We start from the raw sequence: 18,324 nt of genomic DNA on the forward strand, positions 1-18,324 counted from the left end.
GCGCTTGCTCGCGTAACCACGCGGGGCCCCCGCTCATGCTCAATGGAGTCAGCATGAGCGGGCAGGAGATTCCGAACCTGACCGTGGCGGCCAGTGCCAATCGCGCGGGCACCGTCACCGTGCACGCCACCGATCAGGGCATGCCGGTGCAGATCCGCTTCGAGCGCGGTGAATACCGTTACGGCGCACAGGCTCTGGCGGACGAAATCCTGCGCCTGACCAAACGCTCGGCCATTGCCGCGAAGTCCCGCCGCCGCGAACTACTCGCCGAGGCCGGGGTCCCGGAGGAGGCCCTGGATCGGCTCGGCCTGCCCACCCGCCAGGCGGCCGTCGACGCCCTCGACCGTCTCGACGATGCCGATACCGGTCCGACGAATTGGATGCGCAACGCATGAGCGCCGAAATGGACGCGCTGGTCAACGGCGTCACCAACCAGTTGGAAGCGCTCGAAACCGCCCTCGCCGGACTGCGCGGAGTGCGCGGCAGATTCACCAGTGCGGACCGTTCGGTCAGCGCCGAAGTGGACGGCGACGGCGCGCTCACCGGACTCTGGTTGGCCGAATCGGTGACCACCCGCCCGCCCGCGGAAGTCGCCCAATTGATCCTCTGGGCGTCCCGCGAAGCCGCCGCGCGCGCCACCGCGCAACGCGCCGAAGTCCTTGCCGGATTGAACGAGTCCCTCGCCCCGGGAAATGTTGGGGGCGACCCGGATAGTGCCCAGGGCGACCACTAGATAGGCTTCCGGTCATGGCTTCTGGAGACATCGTCCCGATCGCGCTCGGCCTGACCAAAGGCGATCTCGTCACCCTGTGGGCACCGCGCTGGCGCGACGGCGATGATGAGTGGCAGGCATTCCTCGGCCACGAGGAGGACCTCTACGGTTTCGACTCCGTAGCGGAGCTGGCCGCTTTCATCCGAACCAATGCCGAGAACGATCTCGTCGACCACCCCGCGTGGAAGATCATCGCTGGTCTGTCGGCCGCCGAACTGGAGCCGGAGGAGCAGTTCGTCTTCGATCTGGTCGGCGTGCCCGAGCTCGCCGCCGACGATCCGGATCCGGAGATAATCTCCGAACTCGAGGAGACCCTCGAGATGGTCCGCAATATCGGTGACGTCTGCGAGCTCGATGTCGTCAACAAGTTCTTCGGTTCGCATCCGGTGCTGGGCGCCCTGGCCACCGGGGTGAGCACCTTCGCCGGCAAGGAGGGCGAGGAGCTGTGGGACTCCATCGGCGCGGCCATCAACAAGGATTGGGACGCGGTGCTCGACGCCATCGACTCGGTGGTGGAGATCCCGGAGGTCGACGCGGACGCGGTGGCGGTCGCCGAGGCGGAACTGCTTGCGGCGGAGGAGAACATCGTCGACGCCGAGGATGCCGCCGATACCGATGAGGATATCGAGCCGGTCGACCTCAACGCGGAAGACGAGGACGAAGACGAGGAGCTGTCGTTCTGGCATGAGGTCGGTATCGACCCGGTCAAGATCGTCACCTCCGAGGGCACCTGGTTCACGCTGCGCTGCTATGTGGACGATGAGCCGATCTTCCTCGGCAAGGACGGGTCCATCACGGTCTTCGGCTCCGAGCGCGCACTGGCCCGCTACCTCGCCGACGATCATGAGCACGATCTCGCACGGGTGAGCACCTACGGCGAGATCCAGACCGCCGCGATCGACGGTGGGCTGGAGGTCGAGGTGGACGAGGAGAACGTGTACGTACTGCCCGGCCTGGCCGACGATCTGGCCGAGGGACCGCAGGCGGTGGATACCGATCAGCTCGACCTGGCGGTCGAATTGTTCACCGACGCAGCCGATTACGCCGAAGAGGACAATGTCGAGACCGCCCTGGCCGTCTCGTCGCCGCTCGGCTGGTACGTCTCGTACCTGCTGAACCCGGACCCGAGCCGGATGGCCCCGAACCCGCCGTTCAAGGCCGAGGCCGATGCCTGGCGCGCACTGGAAGAGACTTTCGAAAGCCGCCTGAGTAAGGCGTAGAACGGATAGACCCCCTCGTCATCCCGGCACGCTTTTGGCCGGGATCCACTTTGCCGCAGTGGATCCCGGCCAAGAAGCACGCCGGGATGACGGGGTATTTCAGCGCCGGGATGACGGGTATTCAGCCCAGCAGTACCGCGTAGCCCGGCTTGATGACCTCGTCGATAATGCGCAACCGCTCCGGGAACGGGATGAACGCCGACTTCATGGCATTGATGGTGAAGCGCTCGAGATCGCTCCAGCCGTAGCCGAAGGTCTGGGCGAGTTTGTACATCTCCTCGCTCATACTGGTATCGCTCATCAACCGGTTGTCGGTATTGACGGTAACCCGGAAGCGAAGGCGCGCAAGCAGATCGAAGGGATGCTTGTCCAGTGAGGGCACCGCACCGGTCTGTACATTCGACGACGGACACAGTTCGAGCGGAATTCGCATGTCCCGCACGTAATTCGCGACCAGACCCAATGTGGGGCCGTCCGCCGAATCGGTGATGTCGTCGGTGATGCGCACCCCGTGCCCGAGCCGATCGCAACCGCAGAAGGCAAGGGCCTCATGGATGGACGGCAGCCCGAACGCCTCGCCCGCGTGAATCGTGAAGTGCGCGTTATTGGCTCGCATGTACTCGAACGCGTCCAGATGCCGGGTGGGAGGGTATCCGGCCTCCGCGCCCGCGATATCGAAGCCGCCGACACCGCGATCGCGCCAGCGCACGGTGAGTTCGGCGATCTCCCGCGAGCGCGCGGCATGCCGCATGGCGGTGAGCAGGCAGACCACCCGAATCGGGGTTCCGGCCACGGCGGCCAGCGCCTCGCCCTCGCGGAAACCCTCGATGGTGTACTCGACCACCTCGTCCAGGGTCAGCCCGTTCTCGAGGTGCTGTTCGGGTGCGAAGCGCACCTCGGCGTAGACGACACCGTCGGCGGCGAGGTCTTCGGCGCATTCGCGGGCCACCCGCCGCAGGCCCTCCGGGGTCTGCATGACGGCGACGGTGTGCGCGAAGGTCTCCAGATAGCGTTCCAGCGACCCGCTGTCGGCCGCGTCGCGGAACCAATTGCCGAGGGTTTCGGCGTCACCGGCGGGTAACTGGTCGTAACCGCAGTCGCGAGCCAGCTCCAGTACGGTCGCCGGGCGCAGGCCGCCGTCCAAGTGATCGTGCAGGACCGCCTTCGGCGCCTGGCGGATCGAAGCGAGAGTGAGGGGCGTCGGTCCAGTCATGTAGAAACGGTAGCCGCATTCGCGTTCTGCGGCATGGGAGTTCGCCTGTGTGCACCCGCTCGTAGGCGTGTCGTTGCCCACGCGTTGCTGGGTTTTACGCGCTCGTCACTCGAATGCCGCTCACGAAACACGCGGCGGCGCGGCACGATCGAGACCGGCGCGGCGCGATCGCGGAGTCAGTACCCGCAGGCGACGCCATTCCCGTCCGGATCCAGCTGCCGCGTATACCCGGGTTGCCCGGCCAGCAGCGGCGCCTTGCCCCGGGCGCGCACCTGCTCACAGTTGACGTAGTACGGGTACGGGGCGGACTGCGTGGTGCTGGGCGGAGGGGTGTTGTTGATCCTCGGCTCGGCGGAGGCGACAGCGGGAAGTATTGCCGTACACGCGATCGCGCCCAGACAAGCCACCACCGACGCTCGTAATCGGAAATCGCTTCTATGCTTCACGGATCCCAGGCTAGGCCGATCTACGTTCCACCGCCCCGTAGCAGGTCAAGCGCCCATTACGAGAGCCTCAACCGGTGTGGATCCCGGCCGAGAACACGCCGGGATGACAGGGGCTGTGCACGATCCCGGAGCAACCGCCAATACGAAGGCAGGGCGCCCCGCGCGATGCCGGGGTGGCCATGCGCGCGGCACCTCGGCGGCCGTGCACGGTGGCGGGTGCAGCCGCCGAGGCCCCCCGCGCGCAACCCGATGCGAACGGTGGGCGAGCTGCTTCACGAGGCGGTGATGCGGTCCAGGACAAGGGGGGTGGGGTTCGCGGGGGTATCACCGATGGTGAAGGCGGGGCGGAGGGTCTCCAGAGCGGTGGGGATGGTTTCGGGGGTGTCGGTGTGCAGGGTCAGGAGGGGGTGGCCCGCGGTGATGGGGTCGCCGGGCTTCACGTGCATTTCGATGCCCGCGCCCGCCTGGACCGAATCTCCTTGGCGGGTACGGCCCGCGCCCAACTGCCAGGCGGCTATGCCGATATCGAGGGCGTCGAGGCGGGTGAGAGTGCCCGAGGCCGGGGCGACGAGGGTTTCGGTGTGCCGGGCGCGGGGCAGGGGTGCGTCGGGGTCGCCGCCCTGGGCGGCGATCATGGCTCGCCAGTGGTCCATGGCACGGCCGTCGGCGAGGGCGTCGGCGGGGTCGATGCCGTCGATTCCGGCCAGTACCAGCATTTCCCGGGCCAGGGTCAGGGTCAGCTCGACCACATCGGCGGGGCCGCCGCCCGCCAGGACCTCCAGCGATTCCGCCACTTCCAGGGCGTTTCCGGCGGTACGGCCGAGTGGGGTGTCCATGGCCGTGAGCAGCGCCACGGTTCGCACGCCCGCATCGGTGCCGAGTTCGACCATGGCGGTGGCCAATTCGCGGGCCTGGTCGAGGCGCTTCAGGAACGCGCCGCGCCCCACCTTCACATCCAGGACCAGCGCACCGGTGCCCTCGGCGATCTTCTTGCTCATGATGGAGCTGGCGATCAGAGGGATGGATTCGACGGTTCCGGTCACATCACGCAGTGCGTAGAGGCGTTTGTCCGCGGGCGCGAGGTCGGCTCCGGCGGCGCAGACCACCGCGCCGATGGCGGGATCGGCGAGGATCTCACGCATGCGGTCGACCGAGATGTCGGCCTGCCAGCCCGGAATCGCCTCGAGTTTGTCCAAAGTGCCGCCGGTATGGCCCAATCCGCGGCCGGACAGCTGTGGGACGGCCGCGCCACATGCCGCCACCAGGGGCGACAGCGGCAGAGTGAGCTTGTCCCCCACGCCGCCGGTCGAATGCTTGTCGACCGTGGGCCGCGGCAGATCGCTGAAGTCCAGCCGCTTTCCGGAGTCGAGCATGGCGGCGGTCCAGCGCGCGGTCTCGCGCCGCGTCATACCGCGCAGCAGAATCGCCATGGCCAGCGCGGACATCTGTTCATCCGCGACTTCCCCGCGGGTGAACGCGTCCACCACCCAATCGATCTGCGCGTCGCTGAGTTCCCCGCCGTCGCGCTTGGTCGTGATCACCGAGACCGCCGAATGCACACTCATGCCCTCAACCCTGGCATGGCGGCACCGAGTTCGCGGGCTACTGCTGTCCGGCTTCCAGGTCGTCGGGTCCGAAGGCGTCGGGCAGGAGTGCGCTCAGTGGCATCGGCGCACCCCTGTGGTCGATGAGGGCGTCGGCCCCGCCGTGTTCGTAGAGCAGCTGCCGGCAGCGTCCGCAGGGCATCAGGATTTCGCCGCGGGAATCGCAGACCGAGACCGCCCGCAATCGCCCGCCACCGGACGAAATCAAGTTACCGACCAGTACACATTCGGCGCAGAGCCCCAAACCGTATGAGATATTTTCCACATTGCAGCCGCTCACCACGCGACCGTCAGCGGTGAGAGCAGCGGCCCCGACGGGGAATCTGGAGTAGGGCGCATAGGCGTTTTGCATGACTTCAAATGCTTTGCCGCGCAGCACATTCCAGGCAATTTCCGACATATCGGACCATCCTCTCACGACCATGGCGGAACCGCTCCGAAAGCCGCCGAACAGGGCCTCGAAAATCAGGAAAGGCAAACCTAACTCAGCATTTTCAGGGCCAACGAGCGGCACGCCGAATTAGTTCCGGCACACCCCTGGGATTAGAGTTCAGACAGATCGGTTCAGGTTCCCGACAGCGGGCCTGCAAGCACTGCCACCGGACGTCAATCCGGCTGTGAGCTGGTGTTATCGACAGTCCGAAGGCTCCGCGCCGGATCTGACCGGGTCCATCAACGACGTTGGAGGCACCGCACTCTATGACCACGCTAGAAGCTCCGGCCAAGCCGAAGCGGACTCTGTACCGAGGCGACCCCGGCATGTGGTCCTGGGCTCTGCACCGCATCACCGGCGTGACGATCTTCTTCTTCCTGTTCGTCCACGTTCTGGATACCGCCCTGGTGCGCGTCAGCCCGGACACCTATGACCAGGCGATCGAGACCTACAAGAACCCTGTCGTCGCCCTGATGGAGATGGGTCTCGTTGTCTGCGTGCTGTTCCACGCGTTCAACGGCATCCGCGTCATCCTGGTCGACTTCTGGTCCAAGGGACCCCGCTACCAGCGGCAGATGCTCTGGATCGTGCTCACGATCTGGATTCTCGTTGCGGGCGCCGGCATCGGCCGCCAGCTCTTCTACCTGCTGACGAATTGAGCCACTGACCATGACCGCACCTGTTCTCGGTAAGTCCTACGACCGCCCCGCCAGCCTGGACGCGCCCCGCGCCCCGCGGCGTCAGGGCGGCAACAACTTCGAGAAGTACGCGTGGCTGTTCATGCGCTTCTCCGGCCTGCTGCTCGTCATCCTGGTCATCGGCCATATGACGATCATGCTGATGCTGGACGGCGGCGTGCACCGGCTCAACTTCGCCTTCGTCGCGGGTCGCTGGGCCTCGCCGTTCTGGCAGATCTGGGATCTGACCATGCTGTGGCTGGCGCAGCTGCACGGCGGTAACGGTCTGCGGACCGTCATCGACGATTACGCGCGCAAGGACTCCACCCGCTTCTGGCTGAAGACCGCGCTGGTCGTCTCCATGATTCTCGTCATGGCGACCGGTACATACGTGATCTTCACCTTCGACCCCAACATCAGTTAGGAACAGGCCAACTCCGAATGAGTGAGCGCAGCGAACGAATCAACAATGCTGGTGAATCTCGACCTATTCAGGAGCACCGCTACGACGTCGTCATCGTCGGAGCCGGTGGCGCGGGTATGCGCGCGGCAATCGAGTCCGGACCCCGCGTCCGCACCGCTGTCCTGACCAAGCTCTACCCGACCCGCAGCCACACCGGCGCGGCGCAGGGCGGTATGTGCGCCGCGCTCGCGAACGTGGAAGAGGACAACTGGGAGTGGCACACCTTCGACACCGTCAAGGGTGGTGACTACCTGGTCGACCAGGACGCCGCGGAGATCATGGCCAAGGAGGCCATCGACGCGGTGATGGACCTCGAGAAGATGGGTCTGCCGTTCAACCGGACCCCCGAGGGCAAGATCGACCAGCGCCGCTTCGGTGGCCACACCCGTGACCACGGCAAGGCCCCCGTGCGCCGCGCCTGCTACGCCGCCGACCGCACCGGGCACATGATCCTGCAGACGCTGTACCAGAACTGCGTCAAGCACGACGTGGAGTTCTACAACGAGTTCTACGTGCTCGACCTGGTCATGACCGATTCCGAGCGCGGCCCGATCGCGACCGGCGTGGTGGCGTACGAGCTGGCCACCGGTCAGCTGCACATCTTCCACGCCAAGTCGATCATCTTCGCCACCGGTGGTTCGGGTCGTATGTACAAGACCACCTCCAATGCCCACACCCTCACCGGTGACGGCATGGCGATCGTGTTCCGCAAGGGACTTCCGCTGGAGGACATGGAGTTCCACCAGTTCCATCCGACGGGCCTCGCGGGTCTGGGCATCCTCATCTCCGAGGCGGTCCGCGGCGAGGGCGGCATTCTGCGTAACGCGTCGGGCGAACGATTCATGGAGCGCTACGCCCCCACCATCAAGGACCTCGCGCCGCGTGACATCGTCGCCCGCTCGATGGTCCTGGAAGTGGCCGAGGGTCGCGGCGGCGGCCCGAACAAGGATTACGTCTTCATCGACGTGACCCACCTCGGCGAGGACGTGCTCGAGGAGAAGCTCCCCGACATCACCGAGTTCGCCCGCACCTACCTGGGCGTGGACCCGGTCAAGGAGCCGGTGCCGGTCATGCCGACCTGCCACTACGTCATGGGCGGCATCCCGACCCGCATCCGCGGTGAGGTGCTGCGCAACAACACCGATGTGGTGCCCGGCCTGTACGCCGCCGGTGAGTGCGCGTGCGTCTCGGTGCACGGCTCCAACCGCCTCGGCACCAACTCGCTGCTGGACATCAATGTGTTCGGTCGCCGCGCCGGTATCGCCGCCGCCGAGTACGCCCAGCGCACCGAGTTCGTCGAGATGCCGGAGAACCCGGCGCAGATGGTGCAGGACTGGCTGGCGCTGATCCTGTCCGATCACGGCAACGAGCGCGTCGCCGACATCCGCGGCGAACTGCAGGCCACCATGGATGCCAACGCGGGCGTGTTCCGCACCGAGGACACCCTCAAGCAGGTCCTCACCGATATCCACGGCTTCAAGGATCGCTACACCCGGATCACCGTGCAGGACAAGGGCATGCGCTACAACAGCGACCTGCTCGAGGCCGTCGAGCTCGGCTTCCTGCTGGAGCTGGCCGAGGTCACCGTGGTGGGTGCGCTGAACCGTAAGGAATCGCGCGGCGGCCACGCTCGCGAGGACTACCCGGACCGCGACGACACCAACTACATGCGGCACACCATGGCCTACAAGACGGGCCCGGAGCTGATCTCCGATATCCGTCTCGACTACAAGCCGGTGGTGCAGACCCGTTACGAGCCGATGGAGCGTAAGTACTGATGACTGCCACACTCGACAAGGCGGCTCCCCAGAAGCCTGCGCCCGTGCCCAACGGCTCGACCATGATCACGGTCAAGATCGCGCGCTTCAACCCGGAGAACGATCTCGGTAACCACTGGGAAGAGTTCCGCGTCCCGGTGCTGCCGACCGACCGGTTCCTGAACGTGCTGCTCTACATCAAGTCCTACCTGGACGGCACGCTCACCTTCCGTCGCTCGTGCGCGCACGGCGTCTGTGGTTCGGACGCGATGCGCATCAACGGCGTGAACCGGCTGGCCTGCAAGGTCCTCATGAAGGACATGCTGCCCAAGAACGGCAAAGAGCTGACCATGACGGTCGAACCGATCCGCGGCCTGCCCGTGGAGAAGGACCTCGTCGTGGATATGGAGCCGTTCTTCGACGCGTTCAAGGCGGTGAAGCCGTACCTGATCACCACGGGTAACGAGCCCACCCGCGAGCGCATCCAGTCCCAGCACGACCGCGCGCGCTTCGATGACACCACCAAGTGCATCCTGTGCGCCTGCTGCACCACCTCCTGCCCCGTGTACTGGAGTGACGGCAGCTACTTCGGCCCGGCCGCGATCGTGAACGCGCACCGCTTCATCTTCGACAGCCGTGACGAGGCCGCGCGTGAGCGCCTGGACATCCTCAACGATGTCGAGGGTGTGTGGCGCTGCCGCACCACCTTCAACTGCACCGACGCGTGTCCCCGTGGCATCGAGGTCACCAAGGCGATCCAGGAAGTCAAGCGCGCCCTGCTGTTCGCGCGGTAGGAATACTCCACTCCCGGGACCCTCAGGGGTAACCCCTGAAACCCCGGACCGCCAGAACCTAAGGCCGTCCGCATCTTTCGATGCGGGCGGCTTTTTCATGTCGGGAATCAGGGAGCGGCGAAGGCGGCCAGGGATTCCCAGGACCAGGTGAGTGTTCCCGCCTCGAGATCCGCGATAACGCCTTGTAGCCAACGGAGTTCGGCTTCGGCGACGGCGCGCTGGTATTCGTCTTCCAGGCTGACGATGCGAGGCAGGCCGATCTGCGCGGATTGTGCTGCGTCGGAGTCGATTTCGGCGATGCGGTCACGGATGGCCTGCGCGCGGCGTTCGAGCTCGATCCTGGCCTGATCCGGGCCGAGGAGCATCAGGAACGACAGGGCCGCGGGGAATTCGGGGAATTCGTTGCGCGGCCGGGCGACCATCTCGGTGAGCCAGGCATGGAAGGCGGCGCGGCCCGCATCGGTGATCTCGTAGACGGTGCGCTCGGGATACTGCTGATCGCGACCGGTCTCACGGACCGCCACCAGTCCGGCCTCCTGCAGGCGCGCGATGGTCTTGTACAGCGCGGCCCGCTGGCCCACGTTCACCACTTTGTCCTTGCCCCAGTCCTTGATGCGGCGCTGGATGGCGTAGGGGTGCATCGGCTCCATATGCAGGATGCCGAGCAGCGCCAGCGCCAGGGGCGAGCGTTTGAACTGCGGCGATGCTGTCATACCGCCATCCTACTGGGTTCCGGAAAACTAGATTTCCACGAACTAGTTGCTTTGCAACTAGTTGTCATGCCACTATTGAGGAGCAGGCGAACCCGACCCGCTCCACCGGAACCGAAAGGCACGACCATGAACACCACCACCCGAATCCACACCGATCACGGCACCACCAAGCGCCTGGGCGACTGGACCGCCGAGAAGCATTTCGAGGTCAAGGCCCGCTACGGCAGCGTCGTCATCGATCTGCGCTCACCGCTCATCGAGGGCGATGACGAGATCGTGGTGCACGCCGATCTCGACCACGCCATGGTCAAGCTGCTGGTCCCGGACGATGCGGTCATCGACCAGTCCGAACTGGAGTGGATCGGGCGCGGCCGGGTCAAGGACTTCACCCGGCAGGCCGGCGCCGCGGGTCGCGTGATCCGGTTGACCGGCACCGTCAAGAGCGGTGAATTCCGCATCCACCGTGGCGGTATCGCGGTGCTGTCGGCGCTCTTCACCCGCGAGTTCATCGAGGACGCCCGCCGGGCCAACCGCGAGGGCCGCACCCCGACCCTGATCGATCCGGCCAACGCCCCGCGCTAATCGCGAAGGCCAGCAAGACAACCGACCGAGGCCGCCTCCACTGCAATGGAGGCGGCCTCAGCTGTGCAATCTGCTCAGCTGGACGGGCGTTTGTTGTATGGATCACAGCGCGGTGATTGCATCGAGGTATGTTCACCGAGGCTCAGCTGTACTCGCCGGTCACCCAGGGTGCCGACGGTGATGTGATGGTGCACCTGAGTGACGAGCATCCCGGCGTGCATGATCCGGAGTATCGGACCCGCCGTAATGCGATTGCCGCTCTGGCACTGGATTACCGGCCGGGCGGGCCGGTACCGCAGATCGACTACACCGATGCGGAACAGCAGGTGTGGCGGATCGTATCCGCCGAATTGGCGCGCAAACGCAAGCAGTACGCGAGCGCGGAGGTCATCGAGGCGGCCGAACGGCTGGACCTGCCCACAGATCACATTCCGCAGCTCGACGAGGTGACCTCGAAGCTGTTCCCGCGCACCGAGTTCCGTTACGCACCCGCGGCCGGGCTGGTGCCCTTGCGCGAGTTCTTCGGATCGTTCTCGGAGCGAATCTTCCACTCCACCCAGTACATTCGCCATCACTCGGCTCCGCTGTACACCCCGGAACCGGATGCCGTGCACGAAATCCTCGGCCACGCCAATCAATTGGCGAGTCCACGCTTCGCCGCCATCTACGAGACGGTCGGCGCGGCGGTGAACCGGCTCACCACCGATCGGGCACTGAAGTTCCTGGCCGATGTGTTCTGGTTCTCGATGGAGTTCGGCGTTGTCCGCGAGCACGGTGAAATCCGTTGTTACGGAGCGGGTCTGCTCTCCTCGTTCGGGGAGATCGAGGAGTTCCGCGAAGCGCGGTTGCGGCCCTTGGATATTCGCGAGATGGGCACCGCCGTCTACGACATCACGCACTATCAGCCGATTCTGTACTGTGCGGAGTCGATCGCCGAGATCGAGGATGTGGTGGGCGATTTCTTCGCGACCGTGGATGACGAGGTGGTGGCGGAGCTGACGGGACAGCCGGTCTAGATCCGCATACCGGATTCCAGGAAATCGATGACCCGTACGATCTGCTGCTGGCTGAACGGCTCGCGTCCGATGAGCGCGAACATGGCTCCGGTGAGCGCGCCAACCAGTGCCCGCACCTCGAAATCCTCTTCGTCGCGCCCCAATCGGCGCGCGACAATGCCGGACATGAGGGCGATATTTCGTTCGAATTCGCGGGTCACCGCGCCGCGCAGCTCGGGCACGGAGTAGACCAGCGCCACCCGTTCCCGCTCGAATTCGAAGGTCTCCGGGTCGATCTCACCGAAGGCATCAATGGTGGCATCGCGGATGGCGGCCAGGATCGGCTTACCCGGTGGCTGGCGGTCGATGGCCTGGATCATCGGCGGGTCCAGGTCGTCGGCGAGCACCAACTCCTCTTTCGAGGGGAAGTAACGGAAGAACGTACTCGGCGAGACGTCGGCGGCCTCCGCGATCTGCTCGACCGTGGTCTCGGTGTAGCCCTGTTCCCGGAAAAGGCGGAACGCCTCGGTGCGAATGGTGCGCCGAGTGCGTTCCTTCTTCCGTTCCCGCAGGCTGGGCCTGGCCCGGCCCGCGGGCTCTCCGGAAAGCAATGCGTTGGTGGACTCAGCCGACATGAACCGATTGTGCAGCATCGGAGTCGGACTCCGGTGCGGCCGGTTGCGATCGGGTCAGGAGTACGGCCATGACGGTGGCCGCCAGGGTGATGCCCGCGCAGACCCACATCATGGCGCTCATACCGTCCAGGAAGGCGGTCCGCACCTGCTCGAGCATGCCGGGCGCACCCGTCGCGCGGGCCGCACCGACCCCGGCGTTGACACCGTCGGAGAGGGGTTCGTGGTTGAGCTCGCCCAGGCCGGACCGATATTGGGTGGAGAGCACGGTGCCGAGCACGGCGACGCCGATGGTGCCCGCCGCCTGTCGCAGCGCCTGCAGCAGTGCCGATCCGGAGCCCGCGCGGTCGGCGCTGAGATCGCTCATGGCCAGGCCCATGGAGGCGGGCATGATGAAGCCCATACCGATGCCGACCAGCACCAGTGCCGCGGCCGCGAAGCCGTAGGACGCGTCCATGGTGATGAGCGCGGCCATGCCGAGTCCCGCTGTGAGGAAACCGAATCCGAGGGTAAGCACCACGCGCAGGCCGAATGCGGGGAGCAGTTTGTCGACGGTGCGGCTGCCCACCAGGAGTCCGCCGATGAGCGGCAACAGGCGCAGTCCGCTGCCGAGGGTGTCGGTGCCGAGTACGGATTGGAAGTACTGCGGCATGGTGAAGAACAGGCCGAACATGGCGAAGTTGACGATGACCATATAGACGGTGCCCCAACGGAATCCGGGCGCGCTGAAGAGTCCGAGATCCACCAGCGGATGCTCGGCTCGGCGCTGCCATCCGATGAAGGCGCCCAGCAGCGCCACCCCGGCCGCTACGGCGGCCCAGCCCAGGCCATTGCCCCAGCCGTCCTGGCCGAGCCGGATGAAACCGTAGGTGAGGCCGAGCATTCCGGTCGCGGAGAGCGTGATACCGGGCAGGTCGATGCGGAAGATGCTGCCGCTGCTGGATTCCGGGACGAGCAGGGCGACGGCGATCGCGCCGATGACGACCATCGGGACGTTGATCAGGAATACCGATCCCCACCAGAAGTGCTGCAGCAGCCAGCCGCCGAGGATGGGGCCCAGCGGCAGTCCGATGGCGGTGGAGGTGATCCAAATAGTCAGCGCGCGTTGCCGTTCCGCGGGCTCGGGGAAGAGTCCGGGCAGTACCGACATGGACAGCGGCATCATGGCCGCGGCGGCGATTCCCAGCACCACGCGGGCGGCGATGAGTTGCCCGGAGGAGGCGGCGAAGGCGCAGGCGAGCGAGGCCGCACCGAATATCAGTAGCGCGGCGAGCAGGATCCTCTTACGCCCGTACCGGTCGCCGAGTGCGCCCGCGGGGAGCATGACGGCGGCGAGGGCGAGGGTGTACGCGCTACTGAACCACTGCAGCGCGCCGGTGTCGGCGTGCAGGTCGACGGCGAGGGTGGGCAGCGCGACGGTCAGCACGGTGACATCGAGGCCGATGGTCAGCATGGCGACCGCCAGCGCCCCCAGTGCCAGCCAGCGGCGCACTCCTGGCTCATTCATGACAGTTCCAATCAGTTGATTCCAACTAGATAATGAGAGAGTCTCTCATTTGAAGGCTGCTGTCAAAACTTGTCGTGTCATCGTTTCCCGCCGCGACAGGCACCGGGCGGACTGTTAGCGTCATCCGGTCAGTTTGGATTTGCCAGCCCCACAACGGGTCTGGAGATATGAGGCTCGAAATGACCGACCAGACAATTGAATCCATCGAAACCCCCTTGCACCTGCAAGGACGCGATGCCGTAATCGCCGCTGCCGCACCGGAAGACTGGCGCGGCGAAACCCCCGACTACCACCTCAGCGCCACCGTCATGCCCGCCGAGCGCACCACGCAACACGCGCCGGATTCACTGGAGCACATTGTCGAAGAGCTGGTGAAGGTCTTCGAGATGGAGGTCTCGCATAAGAAGGATCCGGCCAAATGGGTCTCGCTGGTGGCCGAGCACTACCGCGGGCGGGTCAATGGTGGAGAGTGGCAGGACGCGCAGGAGTTCGCGCGGATCGGGTCGTACAACATCCTGATCGGCGAGAACCCCTACTACCCCGGCGGGGAGACCTTCGAGTCCTCGCATGACATCTTCCACACCGCCTTCCCGGGCGGATTCTTCTGGGAGGTCCTCGAAGTACTGGCCGGGCCGCCGACCGTCACCTTCAAATGGCGGCACTGGGGTCGCTACACCGGTGCGTACAAGGGCCATCAGCCGACCGGCGAAATGATCGAGATGACCGGCATCACCATCGCCAAGGTCAGCGACGATCTGCGCATTCTGGAGCTGGAGCACTTCTACGACAACAACAAGCTGCTGGGCCCGCTCGCGCACGGCTGCCCGGTCGCCAAGTCCGCCGAATAACGTCGTTGCCAGGTTGCGCCTTTAAGCTCGTTGGCGATGAGCATCCGCAGGCATTCGCGCCATAACCCCAGTTCCGCCGGGTATCCCCGGTATCGCGTCGCTGTCCTCGCCGCCATGGCCGCCGGACTAACCGCGGTCACGGGGGTGTCGTACGCACCGCTACCCGATGCCATGGCGCAACCGCCGACCACCACCACACCGACGCCGTTCACCACGCCCAACACCGACAATTGCCCGAATAAGACCACTCCCCCGGCGCCGATCGACACCTCCGAGGTGCCCGCTCCGGGCGAGACCGCACCCAAGCCGCTGCCGATTCCCAACCCGCCGATCGGCGGGGACCGGCTGGGCAGTTGCGGGGTGGTGCTGCCCGCGGGCGCACCCGGTCTGCCGGAGGGAATTTCGGCGACGGCGTGGGTGGTGTCGGATCTGGATACCGGCAAGGTGCTCGCGGCCAAGGATCCACACGGCCGGTATCGGCCCGCCTCCACCATCAAGGTGCTGCTGGCCGATGTGGCCTTGCGCGTACTGGATTTGAACAAGGTGGTGGTCGGCACCCAGGAGGACGCGAATGTCGACGGCACCCGGGTCGGTATCGGCCCGGGTGGGCGCTACACCAATCGGCAGCTGTTCCAGGCGCTCATCATGGCATCGGGAAATGATGCGGCGCATGCCATTTCGGCACAGCTGGGTGGCGACGAGGCGGCCGTGGCCAAAATGAACGATATGGCACAGCGGTTGCGCGCCTTGGATACTCGGGCCGCGACACCGTCCGGATTGGATGGTCCGGGGATGAGCACTTCGGCGTACGACCTGTCCCTCATGTTCCGCGATGCCATGACGCTGCCGCTCTTCGCGGAGTTGATCCACACCGAACAGGTGGACTTCCCGGGCTATCCGGCCGATCCGAAGAACACCGATGACAAGGATCATCCGGGCTATCCGATCGGCAACGACAACCATCTGCTGTTCGAATACGACGGTGCGCTGGGCGGTAAGACCGGCTACACCGACGATGCCAGGCAGACCTTCGTGGCGGGTGCGCAGCGCAATGGCCATCGGCTGGCGGTGACGCTGTTGAAGGCCGATGTGCTGCCGTTCCGTCCCTGGGAGCAGGCGGCGAAACTGCTGGACTACGCCTTCGCGCTGCCCTCGGGCGCGAGTGTGGGGAACCTGCCGGAGGTGAGTGCCAAATCGGTGGATTCGACCGTGGTGGTGGCGAGTCCGCCGGTGGTGGCCGCCACCGAGGCATCCGATGATTCCGGCTCGAACCATCGCGGGCTGCGCAACACCCTGATTGTCGGCGGCATCATTCTGGTGCTGGTGCTGCTGGCCGGTGCGCGTCGAATGAACCGCCCCAGGCGCTGATCGGCCGGGGGTTCAGCGTCGGCGCAGCACCGAAATCGCCGCTCCGGCAAGCGCTCCCGCACCCAGCAGGGCCGCCGCCGCACCGGCCGTGATCCCGGGGCCCGCGCCCCGGGGTTCGATAATGGCCGGTGCCGGTGGCGGAATATCCGCCGGCACATCGTTTTCGGTCGCGGTGGCGGCCCAGGCGGTGGCGAAGAGAATGATTCGCGCGGTGAAGTAGCTGAAGACCATCAGGCCGATGATCGGGCCGAAGGTGACGCCGGCCGGTCCGTTCACCACCGACCGCAGAATGATCGAGGCGAGTTGTTTGAACCCCTCGAAGACGATCGCGGCGATCAGGGCCGCCCGCGCCGCGCTGCGGAAGGTGACCGGATGCCGGGGCATGCGCGCGATGATCCAGACGAAGACCGCCCAGTTGGCGCCGATCGCCAACAGTAGCGACAGCAGGGTCAACAGCAGTGTGATGAGCGATGATTCGCTGACATGCCAGCGCGCCAGCAGTGTGCTGATCAGTCCGCTGGAGGCCAGTACCGACAGGCCGAGGGAGATACCGATGGCCAGGAACAAGCCGAGCAGCGCGAGCAGGTCCGAGAGCTTGGATTTGGCCCAATTGCCCGCCTGGTACGGCTGGTCCCACTGTTCGGTGAGCGCGGCCCGCAGGTTGCCGATCCAGCCGAGTCCGGCGTACGCGCCCGCCGCCAGACCGATCAAGCCGACCCCGGTGCGCGAGCGCACCGCCTCATTGATCAGGTCGTTGACCTGGTCGCCCGCCGAGCCGGGAATGTTCTCGACGATCTTGTCCTGAAGTTCGGTGAGCAGCTGGGGGTTTCGGGACAGCACGAAACCCGCGACCGCGAAACCCACCATCAGCAGCGGAAACAGCGACAGCACAGTGAAATACGTAATGCCCGCCGCGTAATAGTCACCACGCTGGCGTTGATAACGCCCCGCGGCCCGCACCATATGGTCGAGCCAGTGCCGCTTCTGGATCTCCCGCTCGATCCACGCTTGGATCCTGCCGAACACCGCCACCTCCGCAACGCCCGGCGCGCGGTGCGAGACCGGCGGCGGTGGCCGTCCGGTATCGCACCCGCGCGTTTCGTTCTACCGGCGAACTACCTCGCGCACGCGGAAGTAAACATGTTCGCCCTGGTCAGGCATACACTCTCGCATCTCCCGGCGCGTGCGCACGGGAACTGCGCTGCGCGTCGGCCGAATCGCGACCTTCGCCACAGCTGGACTACCGGGGGCGCGGCAGGAATCCGACGCGGTCGTAGACCTGGGCGAGGGTCTGGCTCGCCACCTCGCGGGCCCGTTCGGCACCGGCGGCCAGGATGCGATCCAGTTCGCCCTGGTCCGACATGTACTCGTCGACCTTGGTGCGCAGCGGCGTCACGAATTCGACCAGGGCGTCGGCGGTATCGGATTTCAGATCGCCGTAGCCCTTGCCCGCGTAATCCTGTTCCAGGGTGACGATCGGGGTCTGGGTGAGCGAGCTGAGGATGACCAGCAGATTGCTGACGCCCGGCTTGGTCTCCGGGTCGTAGCGGATCTCGCGTTCGGTATCGGTGACGGCCGAGCGGATCTTCTTGGCCGAAACCTTGGGATCGTCCAGCAGATTCAGAATGCCCGCATCGGAGGAGGCGGACTTGCTCATCTTGGAGGTCGGGTCCTGCAGGTCGTAGATCTTGGCGGTGCCGGTGACGATATGCGCCTCGGGCACCACGAAGGTCTTCTTGTAGCGAGTGTTGAAGCGCTGCGCCAGATTTCGAGTCAGCTCCAGATGCTGGCGCTGATCCTCGCCGACCGGTACCAGCTGCGGGCGGTAGAGCAGGATGTCGGCGGCCATGAGCACCGGGTAGGTGAACAGGCCGACGGTCGCGTTCTCCGCACCCTGCTTGACCGACTTGTCCTTGAACTGGGTCATCCGGCTGGCCTCGCCGAAACCGGTGAGGCAGCTCAGCACCCAGGTCAGCTCGGCGTGCTCGGGCACCTGGCTCTGCACGAACAGGGTCGACTTCTTGGGATCGACACCGACGGCCAGCAGCTGTGCCGCGGAGACCTTGGTGCGCTTGCGCAGCTCCTTGGGATCCTGCGGCACGGTGATGGCGTGCAGGTCCGGGATGAAGTAGAAGGCGTCGTATTCGTCCTGCAACCCCACCCAATACTGCACCGCGCCAAGGTAGTTCCCGAAGTGGAACGAATCGCTGGTGGGCTGGATCCCGGACAGGACCCGTTGCTTGCGCTCGGCGGTGGGTTCAGGGCTCGACATATTCCGATCTTCCCACGCCGCTCAAGGG

The 18,324-nt window shown here is 65.7% G+C and carries 20 protein-coding genes; 11 read left to right on the forward strand and 9 right to left on the reverse strand.

The window, feature by feature from the left end:
• Nucleotides 1–53: 53 nt before the first annotated feature.
• The 3 genes from OHB26_RS05925 to OHB26_RS05935 are packed head-to-tail and all read left to right on the forward strand — an operon-like array spanning nucleotide 54 to nucleotide 1,992.
• Nucleotides 54–395: a hypothetical protein gene (locus tag OHB26_RS05925; protein WP_330183218.1), complete on the forward strand. Its 342-nt coding sequence runs from the start codon at nucleotides 54–56 to the stop codon at nucleotides 393–395.
• Nucleotides 392–733, forward strand: coding sequence for a YbaB/EbfC family nucleoid-associated protein (locus OHB26_RS05930; RefSeq protein WP_330183219.1), 342 nt, complete (start codon nucleotides 392–394; stop codon nucleotides 731–733). The genes OHB26_RS05925 and OHB26_RS05930 overlap by 4 nt, the downstream gene beginning before the upstream one ends.
• A 14-nt stretch (nucleotides 734–747) precedes the next feature.
• Nucleotides 748–1,992, forward strand: a complete 1,245-nt coding sequence (locus OHB26_RS05935) for a primosomal protein (protein ID WP_330183220.1) — start codon at nucleotides 748–750, stop codon at nucleotides 1,990–1,992.
• Between the two features lie 121 nt (nucleotides 1,993–2,113).
• Here OHB26_RS05935 and OHB26_RS05940 read toward each other — a convergent pair whose 3' ends face one another.
• From OHB26_RS05940 to OHB26_RS05955, 4 genes are all read right to left on the reverse strand, one after another.
• Nucleotides 2,114–3,205, reverse strand: a complete 1,092-nt coding sequence (locus tag OHB26_RS05940; RefSeq protein ID WP_330183221.1) for an adenosine deaminase — start codon at nucleotides 3,203–3,205, stop codon at nucleotides 2,114–2,116.
• A 176-nt stretch (nucleotides 3,206–3,381) separates the two neighbouring features.
• Nucleotides 3,382–3,651: an excalibur calcium-binding domain-containing protein gene (locus tag OHB26_RS05945; RefSeq protein ID WP_330183222.1), complete on the reverse strand. Its 270-nt coding sequence runs from the start codon at nucleotides 3,649–3,651 to the stop codon at nucleotides 3,382–3,384.
• Nucleotides 3,652–3,923: 272 nt separating this feature from the next.
• A complete protein-coding gene (locus tag OHB26_RS05950) occupies nucleotides 3,924–5,216 on the reverse strand; it encodes a thymidine phosphorylase (protein WP_442942863.1) in 1,293 nt (430 codons plus the stop codon).
• Nucleotides 5,217–5,253: 37 nt separating this feature from the next.
• Nucleotides 5,254–5,655 carry a cytidine deaminase gene (locus OHB26_RS05955; RefSeq protein ID WP_330183223.1) on the reverse strand — a complete coding sequence of 134 codons (402 nt, stop codon included), beginning with the start codon at nucleotides 5,653–5,655 and terminating at the stop codon, nucleotides 5,254–5,256.
• 299 nt (nucleotides 5,656–5,954) lie between these two features.
• Between OHB26_RS05955 and sdhC the strand changes: the two genes are divergently transcribed.
• From sdhC to OHB26_RS05975, 4 genes are all read left to right on the forward strand, one after another.
• Nucleotides 5,955–6,347: a succinate dehydrogenase, cytochrome b556 subunit gene (gene sdhC, locus OHB26_RS05960; RefSeq protein WP_330183224.1), complete on the forward strand. Its 393-nt coding sequence runs from the start codon at nucleotides 5,955–5,957 to the stop codon at nucleotides 6,345–6,347.
• Nucleotides 6,348–6,357: 10 nt separating this feature from the next.
• Nucleotides 6,358–6,789, forward strand: a complete 432-nt coding sequence (locus OHB26_RS05965) for a succinate dehydrogenase hydrophobic membrane anchor subunit (protein ID WP_330183225.1) — start codon at nucleotides 6,358–6,360, stop codon at nucleotides 6,787–6,789.
• 65 nt (nucleotides 6,790–6,854) lie between these two features.
• Entirely contained in the window at nucleotides 6,855–8,606 is a 1,752-nt protein-coding gene (gene sdhA / locus OHB26_RS05970) for a succinate dehydrogenase flavoprotein subunit (RefSeq protein ID WP_330185516.1), read from the forward strand.
• Complete coding sequence (locus OHB26_RS05975) at nucleotides 8,606–9,379, forward strand: succinate dehydrogenase iron-sulfur subunit (protein WP_330183226.1); 774 nt, start codon at nucleotides 8,606–8,608, stop codon at nucleotides 9,377–9,379. Before sdhA ends, OHB26_RS05975 begins: the two co-directional genes overlap by 1 nt.
• Nucleotides 9,380–9,486: 107 nt before the next feature.
• On the opposite strand, the gene OHB26_RS05980 is transcribed toward OHB26_RS05975, so the two are convergent.
• Nucleotides 9,487–10,092 carry a PadR family transcriptional regulator gene (locus OHB26_RS05980; RefSeq protein ID WP_330183227.1) on the reverse strand — a complete coding sequence of 202 codons (606 nt, stop codon included), beginning with the start codon at nucleotides 10,090–10,092 and terminating at the stop codon, nucleotides 9,487–9,489.
• 126 nt (nucleotides 10,093–10,218) lie between these two features.
• Between OHB26_RS05980 and OHB26_RS05985 the strand changes: the two genes are divergently transcribed.
• A complete protein-coding gene (locus tag OHB26_RS05985) occupies nucleotides 10,219–10,674 on the forward strand; it encodes a hypothetical protein (RefSeq protein WP_330183228.1) in 456 nt (151 codons plus the stop codon).
• Nucleotides 10,675–10,802: 128 nt separating this feature from the next.
• Nucleotides 10,803–11,690, forward strand: a complete 888-nt coding sequence (locus OHB26_RS05990; RefSeq protein WP_330183229.1) for a phenylalanine 4-monooxygenase — start codon at nucleotides 10,803–10,805, stop codon at nucleotides 11,688–11,690.
• Here the strand turns inward: OHB26_RS05990 and OHB26_RS05995 are convergent.
• Together OHB26_RS05995 and OHB26_RS06000 are read right to left on the reverse strand one after the other, a co-directional pair.
• A complete protein-coding gene (locus OHB26_RS05995) occupies nucleotides 11,687–12,304 on the reverse strand; it encodes an acyl-CoA-like ligand-binding transcription factor (protein ID WP_330183230.1) in 618 nt (205 codons plus the stop codon). The genes OHB26_RS05990 and OHB26_RS05995 overlap by 4 nt on opposite strands.
• Complete coding sequence (locus OHB26_RS06000) at nucleotides 12,294–13,808, reverse strand: MFS transporter (RefSeq protein ID WP_330183231.1); 1,515 nt, start codon at nucleotides 13,806–13,808, stop codon at nucleotides 12,294–12,296. Before OHB26_RS06000 ends, OHB26_RS05995 begins: the two co-directional genes overlap by 11 nt.
• 179 nt (nucleotides 13,809–13,987) lie before the next feature.
• On the opposite strand from OHB26_RS06000, the gene OHB26_RS06005 reads away from it, so the two are divergent.
• On the forward strand, nucleotides 13,988–14,656 hold the full coding sequence (locus OHB26_RS06005) for an ester cyclase (RefSeq protein WP_330183232.1): 669 nt from the start codon (nucleotides 13,988–13,990) through the stop codon (nucleotides 14,654–14,656).
• A 36-nt stretch (nucleotides 14,657–14,692) separates the two neighbouring features.
• Nucleotides 14,693–16,024 (forward strand): D-alanyl-D-alanine carboxypeptidase family protein, encoded by a 1,332-nt coding sequence (locus OHB26_RS06010; protein WP_442942864.1) that lies wholly within the window; start codon nucleotides 14,693–14,695, stop codon nucleotides 16,022–16,024.
• A 12-nt stretch (nucleotides 16,025–16,036) separates the two neighbouring features.
• Here the strand turns inward: OHB26_RS06010 and yhjD are convergent, their stop codons facing one another.
• Nucleotides 16,037–17,056 (reverse strand): inner membrane protein YhjD, encoded by a 1,020-nt coding sequence (gene yhjD, locus OHB26_RS06015; RefSeq protein ID WP_442942865.1) that lies wholly within the window; start codon nucleotides 17,054–17,056, stop codon nucleotides 16,037–16,039.
• Between the two features lie 208 nt (nucleotides 17,057–17,264).
• A complete protein-coding gene (gene trpS, locus OHB26_RS06020; RefSeq protein WP_330183234.1) occupies nucleotides 17,265–18,296 on the reverse strand; it encodes a tryptophan--tRNA ligase in 1,032 nt (343 codons plus the stop codon).
• Between the last annotated feature and the right edge of the window lie 28 nt (nucleotides 18,297–18,324).

This window comes from Nocardia sp. NBC_01503 (assembly GCF_036327755.1).
Classification (GTDB): domain Bacteria; phylum Actinomycetota; class Actinomycetes; order Mycobacteriales; family Mycobacteriaceae; genus Nocardia.

What these genes read in the sequence shown, in the direction of transcription:
- OHB26_RS05925 (WP_330183218.1), top strand. Translation starts at nt 54, where the DNA reads ATGAGCGGGCAGGAGATTCCGAACCTGACCGTGGCGGCCAGTGCCAAT.
- OHB26_RS05930 (WP_330183219.1), top strand. Translation starts at nt 392, where the DNA reads ATGAGCGCCGAAATGGACGCGCTGGTCAACGGCGTCACCAACCAGTTG.
- OHB26_RS05935 (WP_330183220.1), top strand. Translation starts at nt 748, where the DNA reads ATGGCTTCTGGAGACATCGTCCCGATCGCGCTCGGCCTGACCAAAGGC.
- OHB26_RS05940 (WP_330183221.1), bottom strand. Translation starts at nt 3,205, where the DNA reads ATGACTGGACCGACGCCCCTCACTCTCGCTTCGATCCGCCAGGCGCCG.
- OHB26_RS05950 (WP_442942863.1), bottom strand. Translation starts at nt 5,216, where the DNA reads ATGAGTGTGCATTCGGCGGTCTCGGTGATCACGACCAAGCGCGACGGC.
- OHB26_RS05955 (WP_330183223.1), bottom strand. Translation starts at nt 5,655, where the DNA reads ATGTCGGAAATTGCCTGGAATGTGCTGCGCGGCAAAGCATTTGAAGTC.
- sdhC (WP_330183224.1), top strand. Translation starts at nt 5,955, where the DNA reads ATGACCACGCTAGAAGCTCCGGCCAAGCCGAAGCGGACTCTGTACCGA.
- OHB26_RS05965 (WP_330183225.1), top strand. Translation starts at nt 6,358, where the DNA reads ATGACCGCACCTGTTCTCGGTAAGTCCTACGACCGCCCCGCCAGCCTG.
- OHB26_RS05975 (WP_330183226.1), top strand. Translation starts at nt 8,606, where the DNA reads ATGACTGCCACACTCGACAAGGCGGCTCCCCAGAAGCCTGCGCCCGTG.
- OHB26_RS05980 (WP_330183227.1), bottom strand. Translation starts at nt 10,092, where the DNA reads ATGACAGCATCGCCGCAGTTCAAACGCTCGCCCCTGGCGCTGGCGCTG.
- OHB26_RS05985 (WP_330183228.1), top strand. Translation starts at nt 10,219, where the DNA reads ATGAACACCACCACCCGAATCCACACCGATCACGGCACCACCAAGCGC.
- OHB26_RS05990 (WP_330183229.1), top strand. Translation starts at nt 10,803, where the DNA reads ATGTTCACCGAGGCTCAGCTGTACTCGCCGGTCACCCAGGGTGCCGAC.
- OHB26_RS05995 (WP_330183230.1), bottom strand. Translation starts at nt 12,304, where the DNA reads ATGTCGGCTGAGTCCACCAACGCATTGCTTTCCGGAGAGCCCGCGGGC.
- OHB26_RS06000 (WP_330183231.1), bottom strand. Translation starts at nt 13,808, where the DNA reads ATGAATGAGCCAGGAGTGCGCCGCTGGCTGGCACTGGGGGCGCTGGCG.
- OHB26_RS06005 (WP_330183232.1), top strand. Translation starts at nt 13,988, where the DNA reads ATGACCGACCAGACAATTGAATCCATCGAAACCCCCTTGCACCTGCAA.
- OHB26_RS06010 (WP_442942864.1), top strand. Translation starts at nt 14,693, where the DNA reads ATGAGCATCCGCAGGCATTCGCGCCATAACCCCAGTTCCGCCGGGTAT.
- trpS (WP_330183234.1), bottom strand. Translation starts at nt 18,296, where the DNA reads ATGTCGAGCCCTGAACCCACCGCCGAGCGCAAGCAACGGGTCCTGTCC.